We start from the raw sequence: 19,521 nt of genomic DNA, 5'->3' as shown, positions 1-19,521 counted from the left end.
TTCAGTTAGACGATTTGGTCAGACTGAAACCTCAATCGGCGGCTGGAACGGCGGCTCAAGAGCTCGCGACGACATGCGGTCGCCCGTGAAATGGTATTTATGGTCAGTGGCGACTGCCACAACACCAATCACAAGCAGGCGTCCATCAACCATGTGGTGACACACACCGCATCCATGGATAGCATGTTTGCCGTGTTCGCTTTCGGGCGTCTCAAGAGGCCCTTCGGTTAAGACAGACTCAGAATGATGGTCGTGCTCAGGCAATGCATTAGCCACTCCTTCGCCACCAAAAGCGAGGAGCACCAGAAGCACCAACAGCAGTTTCACCGTCTGAGACATGCCGATGACCATATCGAAAAGCCCTAGCAAATAAAGCTTTTTCTCAGCGACCCGCGCGCCAGTGCAATTAGATATCGTTTCAAAACGCTCGAAAACCAACAACTCGCTGCGGACAAGTAGGTGTAGATCTACAATAGATTCCGTTTTGACAGTTCATTTTTGCTCTGTTTAACGCGAATACTGCGCAATACAAGCACGTCTAGGCGACCAAGCCGGGCCTACGTTTTGGCCCGGCGCCTGCAGGCGCAGCGCAGCCAAACCCAAGCCAATGCGTCGTTCCAACACTGACGGGGCGCCCCGTTGCCGCTTCCAGAGACCTTCATTCAGGACTGATAAAGCGCACCAGACCCTCCAGGTGCTGCCAGCAGTCAAGAATGGCCCTCGACCGAGCCGGGCCTTAAGGTGCCGCGGCGTACCAACCCATCTCTTTCAGTCCTTGCGGCGCTCGGCTCGAAACGGCTCAATCAGCTGAGAAACGTACGCTGTCGGGTAGTTCTCGTCATCTTCAATGCCGAGATCCACCGACGCAAACCTTCGCTTTGGATCAAACGACGCTGTGCCCAAAATCCAATCCCAAACCATAGTGAAAAGTCCAAAATTGACATCTCCGTCCCGGGCTGAATTTAGGTGGTGAAACCGATGGGCCGGCGCCAATGCGAGAATGTACTTAAACGGACCAATACGGATATCTGCGTTCGAATGCTGAAGCACCAACTGCAGAGCGATCGCAACGATGAGTAACCACGCGATTGGTTGAGGCATTCCAATTAAAATGAGCGGGGCGAACCCACAAATCCCCTCAATAATTTGGTGGATGGGATGTTTCATAAGCCCATTAAAGCCATACATCCGCTTGACGCTATGGTGCACCGCATGAAAGCGCCACAACCAGCGGATCCGGTGGCTCGCCAGATGGGCGAGCGTTATTCCGCAATCGACTATTCCTATCGCGAGCAAAAGTTGCGCCCAAACCGGCCAAGCGTCCGGCCAAACATCGAGGTGCGGCATCGCCCCGGCAAGAAAGGGCAGTGCCAATACCGAGGTAAAATTTGCGCTTTCATTGACTATAAAATGGATAGTGTCACGAATTCTGTCGTTTTGGCTCAAGTTCCAATCTGGATTGTACGGCACGATCTCTTCCGCGGTGAACGAAAGGACGATAGCGCCGAGGATAAGCGCGGCGAGCCACACGTGATTTGCCCCGCTCTCAACTATGGCAACTGCCGCTGCGTTTCCTCCCAGCAAAATCCCGGGAACAAGTCCGATCCGAAAGACCCATCTTATTGCTGCCTTGGTCATCACATTGCTCTTTCTGCTTTGGAACAGAAGAGCAAATCAGACGCCCTGGAGCTTGAACGTTTCGCTGGTCGTTGATGGCGCGCGCGACTGCGTGATTTTCATATCAAGAAACGAGGCCAGACCCACCGTAATAGGGCCTGCCGAGTGGCAGACTGAGCCAGAGTTTCGGTGATCTCGCGGTTCAAGTTTATCAGTTTGAGATCAGCCCATTTTGTGGCTTAATGCGACGACTCGGCGCTCTTTGGAGTGAAGATGTCCATCAACTACGCAAGATTACCACATGCGACGGCCGAGACGATCGTCCAGGAGATAGCGATGGAGTTGATCGCTTCACCCGGCGCTCGATTTCTCGACGATTTTGTTCTGGCGGCCGGCCACGCAATGAACGCCGATATGGTTTTAATCAGCCGCATCGTATCTGCGGATGACCCAGTACAGGCCTACGCGCTCTACGACCGTTCTGAACGGGCAACGCATTATGAATATCCTCTTCAAAAAACACCTTGCGAGCAGGTCTTTCGAAATCACGCTCCGTATTTGGTCACGGAAGAACTCCAAAGCCGCTTCCCGGCGGACCGAGACTTGGCAACATTCGATCTTCATTCGTATGTTGGGATGCCGCTATTTCGTGGCAGTCAATGCATCGGCTTAATTGCGGCGATGTGGGCGACACCTATTGAGCGCCCAGAACGCTTTTTGTACGCTTTCCAGGTCGGGGAATCCAAGCTGGTCTGGGGGATGAACCAACTGGAAGGCCTGCGTACAGAGACCGATAGCCTGAATCAGCAATTGGACGCTCAGCGCGCGTTCGTAGAAATCGCGGAGAGCCGATTTGGTTTAGGGACTTTTGTGTATGATCGATTCAAACACACGCTTACTTTGAATGACAACGCGGCGAAATTACTTGGACTGCCGCCGGCTCAGGTCAGAATTGATGAAGCGCAATTTGCGGCGACTGTCAGCGAATTGGATCGCTCGGCAGTTTCGTCAGAACTCGAGCGACACAACCAAGACCAGTCAGAGAACATCGTGCACTTCCAAACCGTGCTCGGCCAGCGGCTCTCACTACAAATTGCCTCACAATCTGGTTGCTCAGATCGCATCTTTGGCTGCCTATGGCTGGCCTAAACACTCGCTAGAAAGGGCCGGGCACTCGACGGAACCTGCCCAGTGCACCGACTGATCGGAGCGATAGCCCGGCCCGATCAGCTCCCACTTTTATAATTAGGTCTCTATTCATTTTGTGTGCTTCCAAGCTTCGGTCGAAGAGAGAGCTACGCCTACTGAAACGAAATCTACGGATCAAGAAAAGACACTCTTCACTCTCTTTTATGACGCTCAGAACAACGCGCTAATCGAGATCCCGAACATCCGGCGCATCGTTCTGGCCAGATGCGCTGAGTCGGAAAACCCCGCCGCATGCGCGGCATGTGTGTGATTTTCCCCGCTCATGACCAAAAGCACCGCTTGCTTAAGGCGTGTCCAAAGGACCCACTGACGAAACGGCAAACCCATTTCGAGTTGAAACAAATGGGAAAAATGCGATCGAGACAATCCTAGGCGCGCCGCCGCGTCTCGCGCTGAAAACCCGGCCGGTAATTCCCCGTTTGGACACGCGATAATGGCAGCGAACCGATCTGGCAAACTAGCCAGCGGCCCACTCTCTAACTGCGCGATGATATTCTCGACCGTGACGACCTGTATGGTTTTGACCGTCCGGATCTTGTTGCCTTCAAAAAGCTTTGGCTCGACGAAGAGAAGATCGCTGACCTCTGAGCTTGCTTGAACAACATGCTGAACCCCACTTGGAATCGCCCTGACATTGCGGGCAATCGACCAGAGTTCTTCATCGACCGCCAGGATCTTTGCACTCGGCGAAAAGACCAACTGGACCGCGTAGTGCGCATGCCTTTCGCTATCACCAATTGGCCCCTGGTAATGCGCCCAACCCGGCTCAACACGCAGCTTGCCGTACCAGTTTTCCTTTTTGGACGCAGACATGGCGCTATAATTTCTTGAGCAATTTGGTGGGACTTAATCGTTTGGTTGGTTGTTGGAACTAATTTTGAGGGGAGCGTCGTTTTGTCGCGTAATCACAAGATACGATGGGAGGAGGGGCGACATTCCAGCGATGTCCACAATCGGTCAAGCCTATGTAGGTCGAGACAATAGGCTCACACCCATACGGTTCGTACTGGCTACGGCGGTATTGGTTGAGCACGCCATCATTGTGACCCAAGGCCCACTGCCGCCGCCGCCGCTGGCAGTGAATGGATGGTCGCTTAGCTACATCGCAGTCAATGCGTTCTTTATTTTGAGCGGCTTTTTGATCGCGGACAGCTTGGAACGCCGCGCAGATGTATTTACCTATGCCGCCTCTCGCGCACTTCGCATCATGCCAGCATTGGTTTTCCTGTCCCTTGCGGCTGTCTTTATCTTCGGGCCCTATTTTACCGAAATGACGATGGCTGAGTACTGGTCGAGCGGTCAAACATGGCTGTTTCCCGTTCAGGTGCTCGGGTTCTTAGACACTTCGCAAGGCCCTGCTGGAATTTTTACCGACCTGCCGTGGGCTGGAGAATTCTCAGCCACGTTGTGGACACTGCGATATGAAATGATCGCATATGTTGCCGCTGCGGTTATTTTCTTTTCGCCTCTTCCTTGGAACAAATACACTCACCTCGTCCTGTTCGCGGTGACGGCCGGCACATATCTAGCCCTTAGCCTTTTGTGGAACGACGCCCCGGCCTTAATCATGAGTTCTGCGCGGCTTTCAGCGGCCTTCACCTTGGGTATGGTAGTGCACGGTTGGCGACACACTATTCCCGTGATGCCATGGCCGGCAGTTGCCGCACTGCCACTCTGGTTGATGGCAGGCGAAGCCCCTTGGGCTGAACCTCTTTTGAACATTGCGCTATCAGCGCTAATTTTCTGGTTCGCGTTCGCCAAACTCGGCAGCGTACCGACCTGGTCAAAAATTCCTGATTGGTCATATGGGATTTATATTTGGCACTATCCGATCATGCAGGCCGTTTTGTATTTTAAATCGGACGCTCACCCTCTTCTCATCGGAGCGATCGCCTTGCCGACCTCGTTCTTAATCGCAGCTTTTTCATGGACGTTCGTCGAAAAGCCGAGCCTTCGTTTGAAGGTCAAGACCGGACAGGGGCTTCGCTCGGTTCTTGGTCGCACTAATAAACAGATAGTGCGGGCCGATCCGTAGCGCTCTATCACAGCGCTTCTGGCGAATGAGGGTAGCGGCTGTTCTGAACGTAATAGGTTTGGGTCAACCCTCGCGTTGGATGGAGTGGTTGGCGGAGGAGGATAAAATGATCGACCGTCGCAGACTTCTACTTCAATCACTTGGCGTATTGGGCCTTACTTCAATCGCCGCGCCCGCCGTCTTCGCCGACAACGAAGTCCTTGTTTACAAGTCACCGACTTGCGGCTGTTGCAATGCGTGGATTGATCACTTGGAAGCAGCCGGTTTTTCAGTTCGCGCACGCAATATGGCGGACGTCACCTCGATCAAGACGCGCTATAATGTGCCCCAAGAAATGTGGTCCTGCCACACCGCAATTGTTGAAGACTATGTCATTGAGGGTCACGTTCCTGCTCAGGACATCCGCCGGCTTCTCGAGCAGCGCCCCCCAGTAGATGGTTTAGCGGTTCCGGGCATGCCGGCCGGTTCGCCTGGCATGGAAGTTCAAGGGTATCGGGAAGCCTATAACGTTTGGGCTTTCGGCAACGATCAACTCGAAGCCTTCGCGCGGTATAGCTAGCTGTGGTTAGGATCAGATGGTCCGGGCCGTCAGGGGCCACATCATGAGACGGGCTACCTTCATCGACAAGCACGTCGGTGCACGGCTACGACTTCGCCGCAGCATTCTAGAAATGAGCCAGTCTGAGTTAGGTGACCAGCTAGGTGTCAGTTTCCAGCAGATCCAAAAATATGAACGCGGGACCAATCGCCTGGGCGCAAGCCGACTTTTTAGCGCCGCCACGGTGCTACAAGTGGAGGTCGGCTATTTTTTCGAGGGCCTGAACGAAACCGCAATCGGCTCACCTGCCGACAGCATCAACGAGACCGTATACGAATTCATCGCTAGTGCGGATGGTCTGGAACTGGCTAAAGCGTTTTCATCCATATCGAGGCGCGGTGTTCGGCGCCGCCTGATTGAGTTGATAAGAACTTTAGCGTGAGGATGATAGATCAGCACACCATCAGCACGCGCTCACGTCCAAAAATCCGAGGTTTCTGAAAGCCGCTCAGAGCGACCGCCTTCAACCTTGGCGTTGCAGCAATTGAGTATGGAGAGCACGAAAATGAAATTACAGGCTTCTATGAACCGCGACTCCGCAAAACCATCAACGAACCGCGGACGCGCCTGGGTGGCCAGCGCGCTTTCCGCGTTATTGTTCAGCGCACCAGCGTTCGGACACAAGACGTTTTTGGCCGCCGAGCGGCACCTCTGGGAGACGGGCGACACAGTCGAGGTCGGACTAACAAGCGCATTAGAATTTCCCAACGTCGAGTATGGGCCTGCGCTCGACCGTGTTTCGTTCACGTCCGTGGTAGTGGCCAACACGCAGGTCCAAAACCTCTCGTTCGCAGAAGGTGAGAGGGCTCTGTCCGTGTCGTTTCAAGCCGAAAAAAGCGGCTTTTCGGTTGTTGCCATGAGCACTCATCCGCGCGCTGGCGAAATCAGCCCAGAAGGCGCAGCAGCCTATTTTGATGAGATCGAGGCTCCAGCAGACATCCGACAAGCCTTCGAAGATCTGCCAGGATCGCCGCCCTTGAATAGGAGCTACTCCAAGCACACGAAGGTGTTTTTATGCGTCGACACCTGCGAGGCGGGTCAGGAAGCCGCCCAAACGCCGTTCGGACAGGCATTGGAATTCATCGGCGTTGCCAATGAGGAGAGGTCTTTCGCTCTGTACCGTTATGGCCAAGCCGTCGAGAACCAACGGGTAACGATCTACTCGGATACAGGAGAGCAAACTTTCGCGGTAACGAACGAGGAAGGAGTCGTTCGAGTAGACCCATCAATTGCGGGCGTAGTGTTGTTGTCAGCCGTTTGGATTTCTGCCCCTAGCGAGCCGTCAGGTGTTTATCATAGTGATCAAGCTACGCTGACTTTTCATCTAGAAGAGGCAGTTTGAGCCATATCGATCTATCCTCAATGTCTTTGACTTCTCTGTTATGTAACGAGAGGGTAAGCCAATCGATGAAGCGATCCGGGAAGGCGCCCTGACGCGATTGAGGCTGGTCCTAATGACCGCGCTTGTCACGAGTCTTGGCTTCGTCCCGATAGCGTTCAATGTGGGCGCCAGCGCGAAGGCCCAGCGAGCGCTGGCGACCGTCGTGTTAGCGGAATCGTCTCTTCGACCGTGCTGACTTTGATCGTGCTGCCAGATCTGTTGTGCATTGTGCGCGGCAGATCGAACGAGGTGGCCACGCTTTCCCCTGAGATAGCAGACTAATCGTCGCAACATCCTCGCAGCCTCGTGCTGCGAGGGCGTTCCTCATTCCTGGAGATAACCTTGAGACTATCGGTTTTATCTGGCCGAACCGCTCAAATTGGATTGGCGTGGATCGCTGCAATCCTGTTTAGTTTTGTTTTGGGCGGAGACGCATTCGCTCACGGCGTCACTGAGGGCGACAAAGGCTATATTCAAGAAATTACGGGATTAAACCCGATCCCGTTTTTGTATCTCGGCGCCAAGCATATGGTCACGGGATATGACCACCTACTGTTTCTTTTTGGGGTGATTTTCTTTCTTTATCGCCTCAAGCATGTGGGAATCTACGTCAGCTTGTTCGCCATCGGTCATTCCACGACCATGCTGGCTGGCGTCTTCTTCAACATCGCAATCAACGCGTATCTGATCGACGCGATCATCGGTCTGTCAGTCGTCTACAAGGCGCTCGACAATATGGGCGCTTTCCAGCGCTGGTTCGATGTTCAGCCGTCTACCAAGGCCGCAACACTTATCTTCGGTCTGTTCCACGGGTTCGGACTATCCACAAAGCTGTTGGACTACGAGATCGCCTCAGATGGCCTTCTCGGAAATCTCATCGCCTTCAATATTGGCGTAGAGATCGGCCAATTGTTGGCGCTCTCGGCCATCCTCATCGTGATGAGCTTTTGGCGGCGCACAGCGTCCTTCGCCAACCACGCTTTCCTCGCAAACACCGTGCTGATGAGCGCCGGCTTCGTGCTGATTGGATATCAGCTCACCGGCTTCTTCGTCGCCTAACCATTTCTGGAGCTTAGAATGTTCAATTCATCTATGCCGAAACCCGAAGACCTGCCGACCTCAGCACAACTTTTTAAATCTACAGTGATCGCGATGGGCGCCGCTGTAGTACTGCTCGTTGTTGCAATATTGCCCGCCGAATATGGGATCGATCCCACGGGAGTAGGGCGTCTTCTCGGCTTGACTGAGATGGGCGAGATCAAGACCCAGCTCGCTGAGGAAGCGGAGGCCGACCGCGTTCGGGATGCTCAAAATCAAGGTGAAGCGCAAAGGGCGGCGTCCACGATTGCGACGGCACCTGCGACCGTCGCTACGCAACTCGAAGAGAGTTCTGATCCAGACGTTTTTGAATCGGACGCGGTTAGCGCTGCGGATCAGGTGACATCAGAACCGGAATGGCAAGACAGTATCTCGATCACCTTGCAACCGGGGGAGGCGACAGAAGTCAAATTGACCATGCGGCGTGGTGATGTGGTCACCTACGAGTGGTCCGTCGATCAAGCCGGGCTCAATTCGGACCTGCACGGCGACAATCCTCAAAATAACTTCATCAGCTACCGCCAAGGTCGAAACGAGGCCGGGGACGCCTCCGAGTTTGAGGCGGCGTTCGACGGTGCCCATGGCTGGTTCTGGCGCAACCGGGCGGACGTCGCTGTGACTGTCACACTCCTTACTCGGGGGTCATACTCCGACATTAATCGCTTGTTTTAATTGTGCCAGAGCGGCCGCCAAGCAATTGACGATTGCGCTCGCCGGTGGCTCTTTGGCTCGGAAGAAGAATCCGTTGCCGCCACCCAACCTGCCTTGGTTCGATCATCCTGACAGCGGACCAATCAGGTTTGTTCGCCCTGTCTCAATTGGAGCAACGCCGCTATACGGCGTAGAATCCCGACAGTCGATCGACCTTGTTGAGCGCCTTTTGCGGCCAGCGAGAGAGCGCCCCCAAAGGCGCCCTGGACATTTGACCGGCAATCCGGCGCAGCACGCGCTGCGACACATTCTGAATGGATTGCGTGCCCAGGCTGCCAGCTACAAGGCCAACCTGATATGTACCGAGATCCTTCTTGAATCCGTAATCACCGGGGCCGAGCTCAATACCCTCACAGCCCAGCGCAGGCGCATGTCGGGCGCTTTCCAGAAGCAGGAGCAGGCCCGGGCTAAACTGCGCGTAGTCCGGATTGTAGGCCGGGAACCAGTAATGGCTCAGCTTTTCGGTGGTCATGCCAACATGCACAGCAGCGATTTGGCCATTGATGTAGAGCGTGGAGCAGACACCCGTGAACAGGTCACTTTGTTGCCGTAATACGGCTTCGAGCAGATTGCGTATCCAGCAGACGGTAAACGCATCAAACACGCCAGAGCGCCGGTATTGCTCGCTTTTCCAGCGCAAGAGGGTTTGAAGCGCTGTATCTCCGAAATCTGCAATCACGAAGGAAAAGCCGCCCTAAAGCGCTTCGAGCCTCCGGCGGCGAGCCCGTAGATTCCGCATGGCCTTGGGTGCGAGCTGTTGCCGGGATGCTTCCCACGACGCATAGCCCTGGGATAGATCCATGACCCAGGATCCTTCGACGTCCCGCGCGCCCGATCTGAAGCCGGCCTGCGACGCCAGTGCACCGTGATACTGGAACACGGGGATGTCGGCGCGGCGAAGAAGGTCTTTGGGATCGAGTTGAAAACCAGGCGCGGCGATGACACCGTGCACATCACCCAACGGGCCCGCCAGAGGTCGCGCAAATCCCAACCGGCCGGTTTGCAATGGCAAGAACGCGACAGGCTGTCCGCGCCGACTGGCCACTAAAACCCGTGTGTCCGACCGGGCTTTTTCGCAACATTGCGCGAACTCGAGGGCGAAATATGGGCTGCCGAGAGCCGGGTCAGCCTGCACGAATATCCGCCAGGCGTCCTGTTCGGACGCTGAAAGCTCGCTCGGGCGCTTCAGGCTGATATCGATCGCAGGCATTTGCACCAGCTCCAAGTGCCGCATCGATACAGGATTGAAGTTAATTCAAGCGTTCGACGCGTTCATACGTGAGAGATGCAAACGCCAAGCCAAAATCCCGCACGAAGAGAGTTCCGTGCGACGTACTCGGATTGTGTTTGAGGGCGGGTGTATGGAGTCCGGATTCAAATTGCCTTCGCCATCCAGAAAGTACCGCGAATAGCGAAGGTGAGGGGGGCCCTCCGTCTTGCGCCACGGCTTCGTATTCAACCACGCGGGCTCAGAGCTTGCCCGTCCGAGCCCGCCTTTGAATTCGAGTTACTGGGCGCGTGCTTCGGCCGCGATAATCTCGAAACCGGATTCGCCATTCACGACCGTGATCGTCAGTGCCGCACCGGTCTGAAACAGGCTGAAATCTACGTTCTCATTCACAGCGAACCGCATCGTCATGGCCCCCATACCCAGCTCGGTGAGCGCATCGTGGCGGACAACCGCAGTCCGGTTGGCGGCATCAACCGCTCGCACATCTGCAGCAACCGTCGAACTGGTTTGAGCATCAGCGTGATGATGATCGCCATGCTGCCCGTGATGGTCGGTAACAGATAGGGCAAGTGCGGCCGCGGCTATAAAACTAAGCATGTGACAATCCTGAGGGTTTGAGTTTACGCTTTCGCCATAGGTAACGGATCTGCAAACGCGGGCCAACTCAGAGCGTGCCGTGTTTATCGTCCAAAAACAAATCAACGCGTGCAACAGCGAGCACATTCTACCTATGGGTCTGCCGCGATTTGAAGCTCTAGTTCAAAGAACAATATCGGGACCGCGTTGGAAGAGAGGCGGGCCAAGGTCGCGTGAATTGGACAGGATTGCGGCATTGGCATATATTGCCAACTCCAAGTGTGGGGTATCCGATGGTGACGCGAAACGTAGTTCTGACACAGACGCAGTCCAAACTGGTCGATCGACTGATTGAGTCGGGTCGGTTCCAGAATGCCTCGGAGGCGCTGCGGGCAGGGCTTCGGCTTCTCGAACGCGAAGAAACCGAGCTCGATGAATTGCGGGTGCGACTACGCAGCGGCATTGAACAGGCGCGATCCGGCACATTGGCGGAGGGGAGCGGAGAGGCCGCCATTCGGCGAGCGTTTTCAGCGGCCCGGACGGGCACGTAATGGCCAAACCCTGGCGCTTGACGCGGCAGGCCAGAGTTTCGCTCATCGACATCGCCAGCTGGACGCTAGAGACATTTGGCCGGCGACAAGCTTCCGCCTATGAAGAAGACCTGATCGCACGCTGCAACGACATTGCCGCGGGCACGGCCGTGTCGCGGGGGTGCCGCCTACTGGTCGACCCCGATCTGCCTGAGGATTTGCGTTTCACGCGCTGCGGCCAGCATTTCATCGTGTTCATCGAGGATACGGACTGCGTCATCATCGTGGATGTTCTGCACGCCCGATCCGATCTGCCCGGAAAAATGGCGGCGCTCACTGGTGCCGACCTAAGCCGCGAGCATTGAGGGTGGCGCATCAGTGAGTTTCGGAAATTGCATCCGGTCGCAGACGGGACATTCCTAGATTGCGGCAAGGAGAGCAATGGTGCGCAAAGCGCGTACATCGCAATGTGCCCGCTTTGTTCTTTGAAATGGCCAAATGTGCTGCTTCGGTTCGGTTGGGCCATAGAGGTTCTACAATGGGACAAACCTGCGATCCGTAATCTCGTTGGACCTGTCGGAGCCATCGGACGACTTGAAACGGGTGCTGTGCCCGCTTATGATTTCAAAGCGGGTACGGTGCCCGCTTTGGAGTCTGAGTTGTCACCATACCGGTTCAGGAGCCTGACAATCATGATTCCGGCAGGCCAAGTTCAGAATTTGACTGCGCTAACCGCCAATCAGTTGAGGGAATGGTCGCATCGTCGCGACCTCATTCCTCCCGACGTCGCGGCGGGGGGGCCTGGTCGGCCCGCGCTCTATAGCTGGCAGACGGTCTTGCTATTGCGGATTGCCGTAGTTCTGCGGGAGCGGTTCAGAATCGAATTGCAGGCCCACAAAGGCTTGCTTCACGCGCTGCGCGGTCTTTTCTCCGGTGTGCCGTTTCCGATGCTTCGCGGTTGTGTGCTCGCGCTTCGCGCTATGGAGCATGGCGAACTCCTGTCTGAGGGCCTGGTCCGTGTCGGCGTTGACGATCCGGACACGTTGTTCCTCCGCCTTGACCCGCATCTAGACGTTTTAGAGGCCGAATTCGCCCCACAAGATCAGAGCGAGCAGCTTCCGCTGTTTCGCGCGGTGCGGGTCCGATGAACGTGCTCGCCTCAATTGAACATGGGCTGCGCGACCTGGGCTATGAAGCTGGGGCGATGCATCGCGCCTACAGCTTCGCCGATGTTCTCGATCCCAGTGCGGAAACGCGGACGGTCGCACTCGCCGCCTTCACCCAAACCCCCGAATCCTTCCGCTCTGCGGCCTTCGGGGTCATCGAGAACGAGCTGGACACCCCGGCGGCCATCATGGCTAATCGTGCGCTCGGCGCACCAGTCTTTTTCTCCATCGACGGTGAGGAAATTGGCGTGTGGGCAGTCGGCGCACGCGCGGCGCCCCGGCTCATCGAGCGCGTGCCGGTCGATGAGCTGCCTGATCTTTTCACACGCTATCACGACAGCTGGACCCCGCAGGCGATGCACAGAGCAAAGGCGGTGAGGCTTCAGCGTGGTCCGGTTCAGTTCGATTTTGTCGATCTAGGCTTGCTGCCGGCCATCGAGCGGGAAGTACAGCACAAACTCCACCAGACCATGGCGGAGGTGCTCAAATTGCTCCTGCCGCGTGACGCCGGCCGCGACGGTGAAAAATCCGCGTTCCGGCTAACCTTCCGCTTGCTCGCCGCCAAGATCTTGATTGATCGTGAGCATCCCGCGGCTTCCCAGTGGGAGCAGGAGGATGTCAGCGCCGTTCTCGACGGGATTCAGGGCTACTATGGTCTCAGGCCCCTCGGGAACGATATCGCCGCGATTGCCGCCGATGACATCGGCGCAGCCTGGGCGAGACTGCGAAAGGCGATTTCCCTGCGCAACATCTCGTCGGACAGCCTCGCATTTGTCTACGAAAACACGTTGGTAACGGCGGACACCCGCAAGCTGTTCGGCACACACAGCACGCCGCGTCCTGTGGCGGAATACATGCTCAACCAGATCGACCTCTCCCGCTACGACCCCGAGACGGTGCGGATCGCCGAGCCGTTCGCCGGCGCCGGAATTTTCCTGGTCGCCGCCCTTCGCGAGCTGCGCGATCTCTTGCCGGCCAATTGGTCCGCCGAACGGCGCCACCAGTTTCTGGTCGATCGTCTGGTCGGGGCGGAGCTAGATGTGTTCGCCTGCGAGGTGGCGACACTGTCGTTGATCCTGGCAGATTATCCCAATGCTAATGGCTGGCATGTTCGCTCTGCAGATCTCTTCGAGAAAGGCACGCTCGACACACTCCTTAAGGGCGCAACCGTCATTCTTTGCAATCCTCCGTTTGAGGATTTCACGAAGGTTGAACGGCGTGATTATTCGGACGCCTTCGCCACATCACCGTCTAAGGCCATGGTCGCGCTCAATGCTGCCATCGACGCCGAACCCGATGCCCTCGGATTTGTGCTACCGCGTGGCGTTCTCCAGCAGGCCAAATACCGCAAGCTTCGTGGACGCCTCGCAGCCGCCTATCGTCGGGTCGACCTCGTCTCGCTTCCTGACCGCATCTTCGAGAAGGCGACTTTTCCCTGTGCGCTCATGATCGCGACCGAACGTCGGGCTGAGGAGGACATCTCCAAGCCTGTACGGTTGAGCGCGAAGACCGTGACCGATGCGGGTCGTACGCACTTCCTCACGGATGGGGCGGTAACGTCCGCACGCAGAGCCGTTCGGCCGGCGCTCAAAGGTGACCTCTGGATCGGTGAATTGGACGCTCTTTGGTCTTATCTTGAAGATGCCCCCCGGCTTGGCAACTATGCCGACATCTCCCGCGGTCTCCAGTGGCGCTCACAACGCGCTGGCGTGTTCAACGAACCCGGGCCGTTGCGGGAACGCGGAATTTACAAGCCGGCTGACAGCCTTGCTTCGTTCCACCTGATGAACCCGGTCTGGCTCGGTACGGATCCTGCTCTCAGCCATAGGCTTGGCCCGCTAGAAAAGCCATGGGAAGAACCGAAGGTCCTGATCAACAATCAGCGCTCGTCCCGCGGTCCGTGGCGGCTTGCGGCGGCAGCCGATGATAGCGGGCTTTGGGCATCCCAACAGTTCACAGGGATTTGGCCCACCGCCGACTATGACATCCATGCGCTCGCGGCAGTCCTGAACGGACCGCTCGCCAATGCGTTTGTCACAGAACATTCGACCGACCACGATTTCACCAACGTTATGCTCGCAAGCATGCCGTTGCCGCCCAAGCTCGACACCGCAGCACTCGGGGAAGCCGTCCGTGAGTATCAGTCCGTACTCGAGCAAAAACTGCAGACACTGCTGCCTTCCGATGATGGCGATGAGCGGCTTAATCGTTTGCTCGTGTGGATCGATGCTCTCGTTCTCGATGGTTACGATCTACCGCCGCGCCTCGAACGGCAGCTGTTCGCCTATTTCGAGGGGCGCGAACGACCGACGCTGCATGATTTCAACGGCTGGTTGCCTAAGGACATGAAGGGTTTTGTTCCTCTTCACGAGTGGCTGACCAGGGACCACAACGCCAATCTCGGGGCATGGGTGCTCGATGTGTTCAAGCCCGTTTCCGATGAGGAGAATGACGCGCTTTCCAGGTTTCTTGGCTGATGGAGCAGATTCTTCTCGACACCAATTTCGTGTCCGTTTTGTTCGATCGGAGGCGCCCTAACTTCAGCGCCGTCCAAACGCGCGCTCAAGCCTTTGCTCGAACGGATCTTGTCTATCTATCGGTGGTGGTGCTGGCAGAACTTCGCTACGGGATGGAGGCGGCACAGCGTGTCGGGCAGGATGTCTCCCATATACGTAGAACGCTCACCCAAGCGGCAACCTATCCCCTCGCGGAAATCGGGCGCCATACCGCCGAAGCGTACGGCGACGTCAAGGCCCGGTTGGCAGATCACTATCTCGACATGTCACGTCGGGCACCAAGGTGGTTGGAGAACTGGCAGGACCGGGCCACCGGGCAGATGCTCCAGGTCGATGAGAACGATTTGTGGATCGTCGCTCAAGCGGTCGAACGCGACTACCTGCTGGTGACGAGTGATCAGCGCCTCGCCGATCGCTTTAGCGCCGCAATCGCTGAGCTTCGGTTGTCAATTGTTTGAGGTCACTGGCCCCACTTGCGGACCCGTTGGTTGGTCATGCGTGGCCACCAATAGTTCCGAAAAGTTATCTGCGGATACGCCGCCCTGGCCGAATGGCATCAACTCGCCGCCTGACGGAGGGGCGTTTGCGGGATTTCGAGATACGTTCGCTTTAGTCTGACGACACCCTCGGCGACGCTCGGAGCGGATCTGGGCGTGCGGCTGGCGACTTCCTCAAAGGCCTACAAGCCCGTCCAGTCAACGACTAGCTCAATCGCTAGTCGGACCGACACGGCCGCGATAACGCGCATGATGAGCATTGGACGCAATCGCCGCGGCACACCTACTCGTCTCTAGAGCTGCTGAGCGTAGGCGAGGTCGTCGTGTTCAAAGGCCGTCGTCATTCGAGCTATCTCAGCCGCTGGCGCTTGCCGACGTTGGGCGAACTCACGCCACCGGCTCACCACAGTCGCACAATCCCGAATAATTTGATCACCTTCATCGGGACGAAGATAGAACTCGGCGACTTGCTGAAGGAGGCGAAGAGACGCGGTGCCGTCGTCGTAATCGATGAGCGTTTTCAGGACGCGTGGGCCGTCGGGCACAGGGTTTAGGTCGTAGCACGGGCTGAGTTTCCAGCCCTGGCGGCCTGTCCAAAGAAATCCATGATTGCGCAAATGGTCATCGGTATTGCTGATGAGAATTGTGAAGACGATCCGACGAAAAAGCTCGATGCGATCCTGCGCGGGCTGGGCGCCGCGATCGGTGATGATGTCGACGATCTCCAGGTAACTGCCATCCCGGTCACCATCATCATGTTCTGTCATCGCCATAGCGCTGATGAACGGGATGCGCTGGTCGTCATCCCGATCAAACCGCTTCGTGATGAAAGTCGGGCCGTGGGCTGATGGCAAAAGGTCGTGCTCGGCTGTGGTAATGCCACAGGCTCGCGCCATATCCAGCGCAATCGCTTCCCATCGCGATATCGAGTATTGATCCGTTTCTTTCGGGAATTTCGCGATCGAGAGGCGCCCATGCTGATCAAAGATCGATGCCTTCGGGCGAGCGCCGCCCAGAGACGAGCCGGGCGCGAAAATCAGCAGTAGATCATCATCGGTCTCTTCGCCGTTTAGGATGCGCTGAGACGCTTCAAGTAGATCGCCAAGCGCAACCGTTGTTGGCACGCCGCGTGCTTGCGGCGAGAGGAATTCTTCTTGCCCTTCGAGCTTGAACCGTAGCGCGCCTAGCCGGGTAAAATCCGAGACGCCGAGCAGATAGTCCGTTTCGTGCAAGGTTCGAACAGGTCGGCCTTCGCGTTCAGCGGACCTCCGTTCGGCTCGACGCATGAGCTCACGGCCCCATGTGTCGGGAGCGCTGTCCCCTAGGGTCCCGAACATTTCCCTATTCGCAGGGGGAGTTATGATGCCGGCGGCCATTGGGATGGTGGGGTCGAACTGAAACGCCTCTGGCGATGTGAGCCACAGTTCGTCGTGTTCATAGGTGACCCGCTCTCGGCGGGCTCCTGCATGACGGCGTAGCGTTCCCACCCGGCGCTGTTGGCCAAACGCGTCCAGATAAACCTGAATATCAGTCACGTTGGCGCGCTCTCTTTGGAAGTTGTTCCGCAGCGAGGCGTTCTCCGAGTTCATCGTTGAACTCGCCAATGCCCTTGAGAATGCCCAGCGCCTGCATGACCAATAGGTAGGCACCGATGCGAACATTCGGATCACCTTTTTCGATCCGGTACAGCGTGCTTCGGGTAGATCCCGCGCGTTCAGCAACAAGTTCCATGGACAATTTGCGCAAGACGCGCGCTTTTTTTAATCCCGCGCCTAGCGTCCTAAGCTCCCGTTTGACGGCCGGTGTTATGTTCAGTGTTGGCGCAGGCATTTGTATCATCCGTAATGCATTATCGTATTTTATGTATCACAGATAATACAATTGAGAAAGTTAATAGAAGACGAGCCGGGCTGGACCCGGGTTGAGGCGACGAGCTCGAGACCGGTGTCATCCACCAAATCAGGGTCATTGAGGTTCAAGGCATCCAGAGTGTTTCGGGCGCGCTCATTCCAGCGCCTACTGTCCGCAGCTTCGTTGCGAATCGTGCAGACAGTACGCTCCATGTCCTGATGCGAATGCGCGAGATAGATCGCTTCGGTTTCCTGATTGGCCTGCGCGGCGCGCCATTCGGTGATCTGGAATCCGATTACGACGCCAAGGATGACGATGACGAATTCCAGCGCGACGGCGAACCAGTTCTATTCGCGGATGGCCCTGGTGATGCGGTTGAGGATCATGGAGTATCCGTCTCCTCGCGGGACAGGAGGGCGATCACACGCTCCAGGATGATGATGTCGCCCCGCATGTTCAGACGGGCGGAATTGAGAGCAGAGAAATTATAGCGCAGGGCAGGCAGAAGTTCGGGATCGTTGCGAAGGGCGTCCGCCGCGGCGGAGATATCGTCACTGGCAATATCAAGCTGACACTCGGCCAAAAAGCCGATGATATCGCCATCCGCATTACGATGGTCGCTACATCCCGCCCGGATCGCTTTTTGGATCTCGTGAGGGATGGTGCTTCTGACGCGAAAGCGCAAAGCCGAAGTACTCAGGGTATCCGCTGCCCGTCCCGTGCTATCTGCGCCGAAATATTGGGAGAGCCCGTCCAGAACGGCGCGATCAGGCATGAGGCCTAGATCGCCGGCTCCTACAATCTCATCCCAGGTCGAACGCGTTTGCGGGATCAGCTGGTATTCTGTTGAGCGGTAGGCGCTCACGACCAGCTCGAGGCTGTCGGCATAGGGGTCAGCGAGGAGCTCGATCGTGCGCTCGGCGCTGGCGTTCACGGCATCATAGTAGCTGATAGTGGTCCGGCGGTTGTTTACATCGACTTCCAGATCGGCGGCCAGTCTGTGGGCGTATTGTTCGCCGCGCCGCAAATCGGCCTGGGCGGCACTCCAGTTGGACACCTGGAGACCGACGAACACGCCGACCACGACGATCATGAAGTCGAGGCCGACCGCGACCCAGTTCTGATCACGGACATGCTGCATAAGACGGCGCAGTATCATGGTGATGCCTCCATACTATCCTCTCCCGTCAGCACGTCGAGCACGGCTGTTGTCGAGCGCTCCAGATCGTCGAACTGCGTCAAGATATGGCTGAGGAAGAGAGTGCGACCAGCGAGCAGGCCGTCGAATTCCCGGTTGGCTGCCAGCACATCGAGATCATTGGGAAACCGGCTTTCGAGCGCGTATTCGCCAGAGATTTCATGATGTTCGGCGATGGCCGGGAAGGATGTGGAGCGTTGCAGGATCGGGATGGCGACCAGGTCGCGATTGCGCAGCGAAGCCGCTTCCAGACGGCTGACATAGGAGAGATCAGCTTCCCAGGCGACTAGCGCGTCGTGCAGCTCTGGCGGAGTGAGCCGGCGCATGGCCGTATCGCTCCTCAGCATGTCTTGGGTGGACATACCCCAGGCGAAGTTCGGGATGGAAAAGATATTGAGAGGCAGGATCTGGATCGCGTCATCATCCAGCGTTCGTTCAGCCAGGCCAAACTGGGTCCGTACACTGCGGACATATTCAAGCTGGGATGTGATCCGCGCGCGATAGCCGTCGATACGGAGCTCGTGCTCGCGGTATTCCAGCTCCAGCGCGTCGAGTTGGGCAGCAAAGCGCGAGCGTTCCTGCACCGCCTCCGACCAATAGCCGATCTGCACGGCAAGAAAGACACCGGCCACGACGATGGCGAAGTCAAGCCCGACAGCGAACCAGTTCTGTTCGCGGACATGCTGAATGAAGCGGCGGAGGATCATGGCTGAGCCACCACCCACAGATAGACCGCGCGACGCTCGAAAAGCTGATTCCGCCCCATGACTGAAGCCCCCAGATCTCCCCTATTGGTTGAATACCATGCTTTGCCAAAACGCCTAATTGAGGAAGCGGGATTCGAAATGTGCCCGTCCCAACGTGCGGTTACTTCGCGGGCTCCATCGGCGGCTGCAGCCCGACCGTCGCGCTATTGGCGCGCCGGGTCTCGGCCCATTCAGCCATGGCCGGCTGGGCCCAGAATTCATGATAACGCGGATGCCGGCGGGTGCGTTCGGGGAATTCGTAGCGGCCCGAGACTGATTGGCTTCAAGGGACACCTTTGCAATCCACTGAGAACAATTAAGCTGCCGTAGGCCGCGCGCGAAGCTGACGCCTTTGAGAAGCTATCGAAGAGCCCACGCCGGTTGCTACTGCACAGAAGGTCCTTGGCTTACCTTCAGGAGTTGGCCTGCCCCACCCAAGTGGCCCAGTTTTAAAGTTAGGGCCCGGCGGGTTATGTGCGGCGGTCATGCCGGCACGCCCTCAACGTAGGGCGGCAGACAAGTCGCTGGCAAGAGCGCTTCAGGAGCTGGTGGTCTGTAGCC

At 56.9% G+C, this 19,521-nt stretch carries 21 protein-coding genes and 2 pseudogenes; 13 read left to right on the top strand and 10 right to left on the bottom strand.

The window, feature by feature from the left end; genetic code table 11:
- Positions 1 to 18: 18 nt before the first annotated feature.
- Both AC13HB_RS00805 and AC13HB_RS00800 read right to left on the bottom strand, forming a co-directional pair.
- A complete protein-coding gene (locus AC13HB_RS00805) occupies positions 19 to 438 on the bottom strand; it encodes a hypothetical protein (protein WP_482947813.1) in 420 nt (139 codons plus the stop codon).
- A 330-nt stretch (positions 439 to 768) separates the two neighbouring features.
- Positions 769 to 1,638 (bottom strand): sterol desaturase family protein, encoded by an 870-nt coding sequence (locus AC13HB_RS00800; RefSeq protein WP_482947812.1) that lies wholly within the window; start codon positions 1,636 to 1,638, stop codon positions 769 to 771.
- A gap of 252 nt (positions 1,639 to 1,890) precedes the next feature.
- On the opposite strand from AC13HB_RS00800, the gene AC13HB_RS00795 reads away from it, so the two are divergent.
- Positions 1,891 to 2,766 (top strand): GAF domain-containing protein, encoded by an 876-nt coding sequence (locus tag AC13HB_RS00795; RefSeq protein ID WP_482947811.1) that lies wholly within the window; start codon positions 1,891 to 1,893, stop codon positions 2,764 to 2,766.
- Positions 2,767 to 2,976: 210 nt separating this feature from the next.
- Here AC13HB_RS00795 and AC13HB_RS00790 read toward each other — a convergent pair whose 3' ends face one another.
- Positions 2,977 to 3,639, bottom strand: a complete 663-nt coding sequence (locus tag AC13HB_RS00790) for a helix-turn-helix transcriptional regulator (protein WP_482947810.1) — start codon at positions 3,637 to 3,639, stop codon at positions 2,977 to 2,979.
- 130 nt (positions 3,640 to 3,769) lie between these two features.
- On the opposite strand from AC13HB_RS00790, the gene AC13HB_RS00785 reads away from it, so the two are divergent.
- From AC13HB_RS00785 to AC13HB_RS00755, 7 genes and pseudogenes are all read left to right on the top strand, one after another.
- Positions 3,770 to 4,861, top strand: coding sequence for an acyltransferase family protein (locus AC13HB_RS00785; protein ID WP_482947809.1), 1,092 nt, complete (start codon positions 3,770 to 3,772; stop codon positions 4,859 to 4,861).
- Positions 4,862 to 4,967: 106 nt separating this feature from the next.
- Positions 4,968 to 5,420, top strand: a complete 453-nt coding sequence (locus tag AC13HB_RS00780) for a DUF411 domain-containing protein (RefSeq protein WP_482947808.1) — start codon at positions 4,968 to 4,970, stop codon at positions 5,418 to 5,420.
- A 43-nt stretch (positions 5,421 to 5,463) separates the two neighbouring features.
- Complete coding sequence (locus AC13HB_RS00775) at positions 5,464 to 5,841, top strand: helix-turn-helix domain-containing protein (RefSeq protein WP_482947807.1); 378 nt, start codon at positions 5,464 to 5,466, stop codon at positions 5,839 to 5,841.
- A gap of 123 nt (positions 5,842 to 5,964) precedes the next feature.
- Entirely contained in the window at positions 5,965 to 6,801 is an 837-nt protein-coding gene (locus AC13HB_RS00770; protein ID WP_482947806.1) for a DUF4198 domain-containing protein, read from the top strand.
- A 67-nt stretch (positions 6,802 to 6,868) separates the two neighbouring features.
- Positions 6,869 to 7,122 (top strand): annotated as a pseudogene (locus AC13HB_RS00765) (efflux RND transporter permease subunit); the annotation flags it as partial.
- A 96-nt stretch (positions 7,123 to 7,218) separates the two neighbouring features.
- A complete protein-coding gene (locus AC13HB_RS00760; RefSeq protein ID WP_482947831.1) occupies positions 7,219 to 7,899 on the top strand; it encodes a HupE/UreJ family protein in 681 nt (226 codons plus the stop codon).
- 18 nt (positions 7,900 to 7,917) lie between these two features.
- On the top strand, positions 7,918 to 8,610 hold the full coding sequence (locus tag AC13HB_RS00755) for a transmembrane anchor protein (protein WP_482947805.1): 693 nt from the start codon (positions 7,918 to 7,920) through the stop codon (positions 8,608 to 8,610).
- A gap of 160 nt (positions 8,611 to 8,770) precedes the next feature.
- Here the strand turns inward: AC13HB_RS00755 and AC13HB_RS00750 are convergent.
- The 3 genes and pseudogenes from AC13HB_RS00750 to AC13HB_RS00740 all read right to left on the bottom strand — a co-directional run.
- Positions 8,771 to 9,331 (bottom strand): annotated as a pseudogene (locus tag AC13HB_RS00750) (GNAT family N-acetyltransferase); the annotation flags it as partial.
- A 12-nt stretch (positions 9,332 to 9,343) separates the two neighbouring features.
- Positions 9,344 to 9,859 carry a GNAT family N-acetyltransferase gene (locus AC13HB_RS00745; RefSeq protein WP_482947804.1) on the bottom strand — a complete coding sequence of 172 codons (516 nt, stop codon included), beginning with the start codon at positions 9,857 to 9,859 and terminating at the stop codon, positions 9,344 to 9,346.
- A 297-nt stretch (positions 9,860 to 10,156) separates the two neighbouring features.
- Positions 10,157 to 10,477, bottom strand: a complete 321-nt coding sequence (locus AC13HB_RS00740; RefSeq protein ID WP_482947803.1) for a copper-binding protein — start codon at positions 10,475 to 10,477, stop codon at positions 10,157 to 10,159.
- 272 nt (positions 10,478 to 10,749) lie between these two features.
- Between AC13HB_RS00740 and AC13HB_RS00735 the strand changes: the two genes are divergently transcribed.
- The 5 genes from AC13HB_RS00735 (at position 10,750) to AC13HB_RS00715 (ending at position 15,126) form a co-directional block, all read left to right on the top strand.
- Positions 10,750 to 11,007: a type II toxin-antitoxin system ParD family antitoxin gene (locus tag AC13HB_RS00735; protein WP_482947802.1), complete on the top strand. Its 258-nt coding sequence runs from the start codon at positions 10,750 to 10,752 to the stop codon at positions 11,005 to 11,007.
- Positions 11,007 to 11,351, top strand: a complete 345-nt coding sequence (locus AC13HB_RS00730) for a type II toxin-antitoxin system RelE/ParE family toxin (RefSeq protein WP_482947801.1) — start codon at positions 11,007 to 11,009, stop codon at positions 11,349 to 11,351. Before AC13HB_RS00735 ends, AC13HB_RS00730 begins: the two co-directional genes overlap by 1 nt.
- 327 nt (positions 11,352 to 11,678) lie before the next feature.
- Complete coding sequence (locus AC13HB_RS00725; protein WP_482947800.1) at positions 11,679 to 12,134, top strand: hypothetical protein; 456 nt, start codon at positions 11,679 to 11,681, stop codon at positions 12,132 to 12,134.
- Positions 12,131 to 14,629 (top strand): N-6 DNA methylase, encoded by a 2,499-nt coding sequence (locus tag AC13HB_RS00720; RefSeq protein WP_482947799.1) that lies wholly within the window; start codon positions 12,131 to 12,133, stop codon positions 14,627 to 14,629. Before AC13HB_RS00725 ends, AC13HB_RS00720 begins: the two co-directional genes overlap by 4 nt.
- Positions 14,629 to 15,126: a PIN domain-containing protein gene (locus AC13HB_RS00715; RefSeq protein WP_370372839.1), complete on the top strand. Its 498-nt coding sequence runs from the start codon at positions 14,629 to 14,631 to the stop codon at positions 15,124 to 15,126. Before AC13HB_RS00720 ends, AC13HB_RS00715 begins: the two co-directional genes overlap by 1 nt.
- Positions 15,127 to 15,458: 332 nt before the next feature.
- On the opposite strand, the gene AC13HB_RS00710 is transcribed toward AC13HB_RS00715, so the two are convergent.
- From AC13HB_RS00710 to AC13HB_RS00695, 4 genes are all read right to left on the bottom strand, one after another.
- Positions 15,459 to 16,700 (bottom strand): type II toxin-antitoxin system HipA family toxin, encoded by a 1,242-nt coding sequence (locus AC13HB_RS00710; protein ID WP_482947798.1) that lies wholly within the window; start codon positions 16,698 to 16,700, stop codon positions 15,459 to 15,461.
- Positions 16,693 to 16,995 carry a helix-turn-helix domain-containing protein gene (locus AC13HB_RS00705; RefSeq protein WP_482947797.1) on the bottom strand — a complete coding sequence of 101 codons (303 nt, stop codon included), beginning with the start codon at positions 16,993 to 16,995 and terminating at the stop codon, positions 16,693 to 16,695. Before AC13HB_RS00705 ends, AC13HB_RS00710 begins: the two co-directional genes overlap by 8 nt.
- 403 nt (positions 16,996 to 17,398) lie before the next feature.
- Entirely contained in the window at positions 17,399 to 18,175 is a 777-nt protein-coding gene (locus tag AC13HB_RS00700) for a hypothetical protein (protein ID WP_482947796.1), read from the bottom strand.
- Entirely contained in the window at positions 18,172 to 18,921 is a 750-nt protein-coding gene (locus AC13HB_RS00695) for a hypothetical protein (protein ID WP_482947795.1), read from the bottom strand. The genes AC13HB_RS00700 and AC13HB_RS00695 overlap by 4 nt, the downstream gene beginning before the upstream one ends.
- Between the last annotated feature and the right edge of the window lie 600 nt (positions 18,922 to 19,521).

Source organism: Maricaulis sp. B-26 (assembly GCF_056857855.1).
Note: the sequence above shows the minus strand (reverse complement) of the source record. Positions and strands in the feature narration are given on the sequence as shown.

What these genes read in the sequence shown, in the direction of transcription:
- AC13HB_RS00695 (WP_482947795.1), bottom strand. Translation starts at nt 18,921, where the DNA reads ATGATCCTCCGCCGCTTCATTCAGCATGTCCGCGAACAGAACTGGTTC.
- AC13HB_RS00705 (WP_482947797.1), bottom strand. Translation starts at nt 16,995, where the DNA reads ATGCCTGCGCCAACACTGAACATAACACCGGCCGTCAAACGGGAGCTT.
- AC13HB_RS00775 (WP_482947807.1), top strand. Translation starts at nt 5,464, where the DNA reads ATGAGACGGGCTACCTTCATCGACAAGCACGTCGGTGCACGGCTACGA.
- AC13HB_RS00785 (WP_482947809.1), top strand. Translation starts at nt 3,770, where the DNA reads ATGTCCACAATCGGTCAAGCCTATGTAGGTCGAGACAATAGGCTCACA.
- AC13HB_RS00735 (WP_482947802.1), top strand. Translation starts at nt 10,750, where the DNA reads ATGGTGACGCGAAACGTAGTTCTGACACAGACGCAGTCCAAACTGGTC.
- AC13HB_RS00795 (WP_482947811.1), top strand. Translation starts at nt 1,891, where the DNA reads ATGTCCATCAACTACGCAAGATTACCACATGCGACGGCCGAGACGATC.
- AC13HB_RS00780 (WP_482947808.1), top strand. Translation starts at nt 4,968, where the DNA reads ATGATCGACCGTCGCAGACTTCTACTTCAATCACTTGGCGTATTGGGC.
- AC13HB_RS00725 (WP_482947800.1), top strand. Translation starts at nt 11,679, where the DNA reads ATGATTCCGGCAGGCCAAGTTCAGAATTTGACTGCGCTAACCGCCAAT.
- AC13HB_RS00715 (WP_370372839.1), top strand. Translation starts at nt 14,629, where the DNA reads ATGGAGCAGATTCTTCTCGACACCAATTTCGTGTCCGTTTTGTTCGAT.
- AC13HB_RS00755 (WP_482947805.1), top strand. Translation starts at nt 7,918, where the DNA reads ATGTTCAATTCATCTATGCCGAAACCCGAAGACCTGCCGACCTCAGCA.
- AC13HB_RS00730 (WP_482947801.1), top strand. Translation starts at nt 11,007, where the DNA reads ATGGCCAAACCCTGGCGCTTGACGCGGCAGGCCAGAGTTTCGCTCATC.
- AC13HB_RS00745 (WP_482947804.1), bottom strand. Translation starts at nt 9,859, where the DNA reads ATGCCTGCGATCGATATCAGCCTGAAGCGCCCGAGCGAGCTTTCAGCG.
- AC13HB_RS00790 (WP_482947810.1), bottom strand. Translation starts at nt 3,639, where the DNA reads ATGTCTGCGTCCAAAAAGGAAAACTGGTACGGCAAGCTGCGTGTTGAG.
- AC13HB_RS00700 (WP_482947796.1), bottom strand. Translation starts at nt 18,175, where the DNA reads ATGATACTGCGCCGTCTTATGCAGCATGTCCGTGATCAGAACTGGGTC.
- AC13HB_RS00720 (WP_482947799.1), top strand. Translation starts at nt 12,131, where the DNA reads ATGAACGTGCTCGCCTCAATTGAACATGGGCTGCGCGACCTGGGCTAT.
- AC13HB_RS00800 (WP_482947812.1), bottom strand. Translation starts at nt 1,638, where the DNA reads ATGACCAAGGCAGCAATAAGATGGGTCTTTCGGATCGGACTTGTTCCC.
- AC13HB_RS00770 (WP_482947806.1), top strand. Translation starts at nt 5,965, where the DNA reads ATGAAATTACAGGCTTCTATGAACCGCGACTCCGCAAAACCATCAACG.
- AC13HB_RS00740 (WP_482947803.1), bottom strand. Translation starts at nt 10,477, where the DNA reads ATGCTTAGTTTTATAGCCGCGGCCGCACTTGCCCTATCTGTTACCGAC.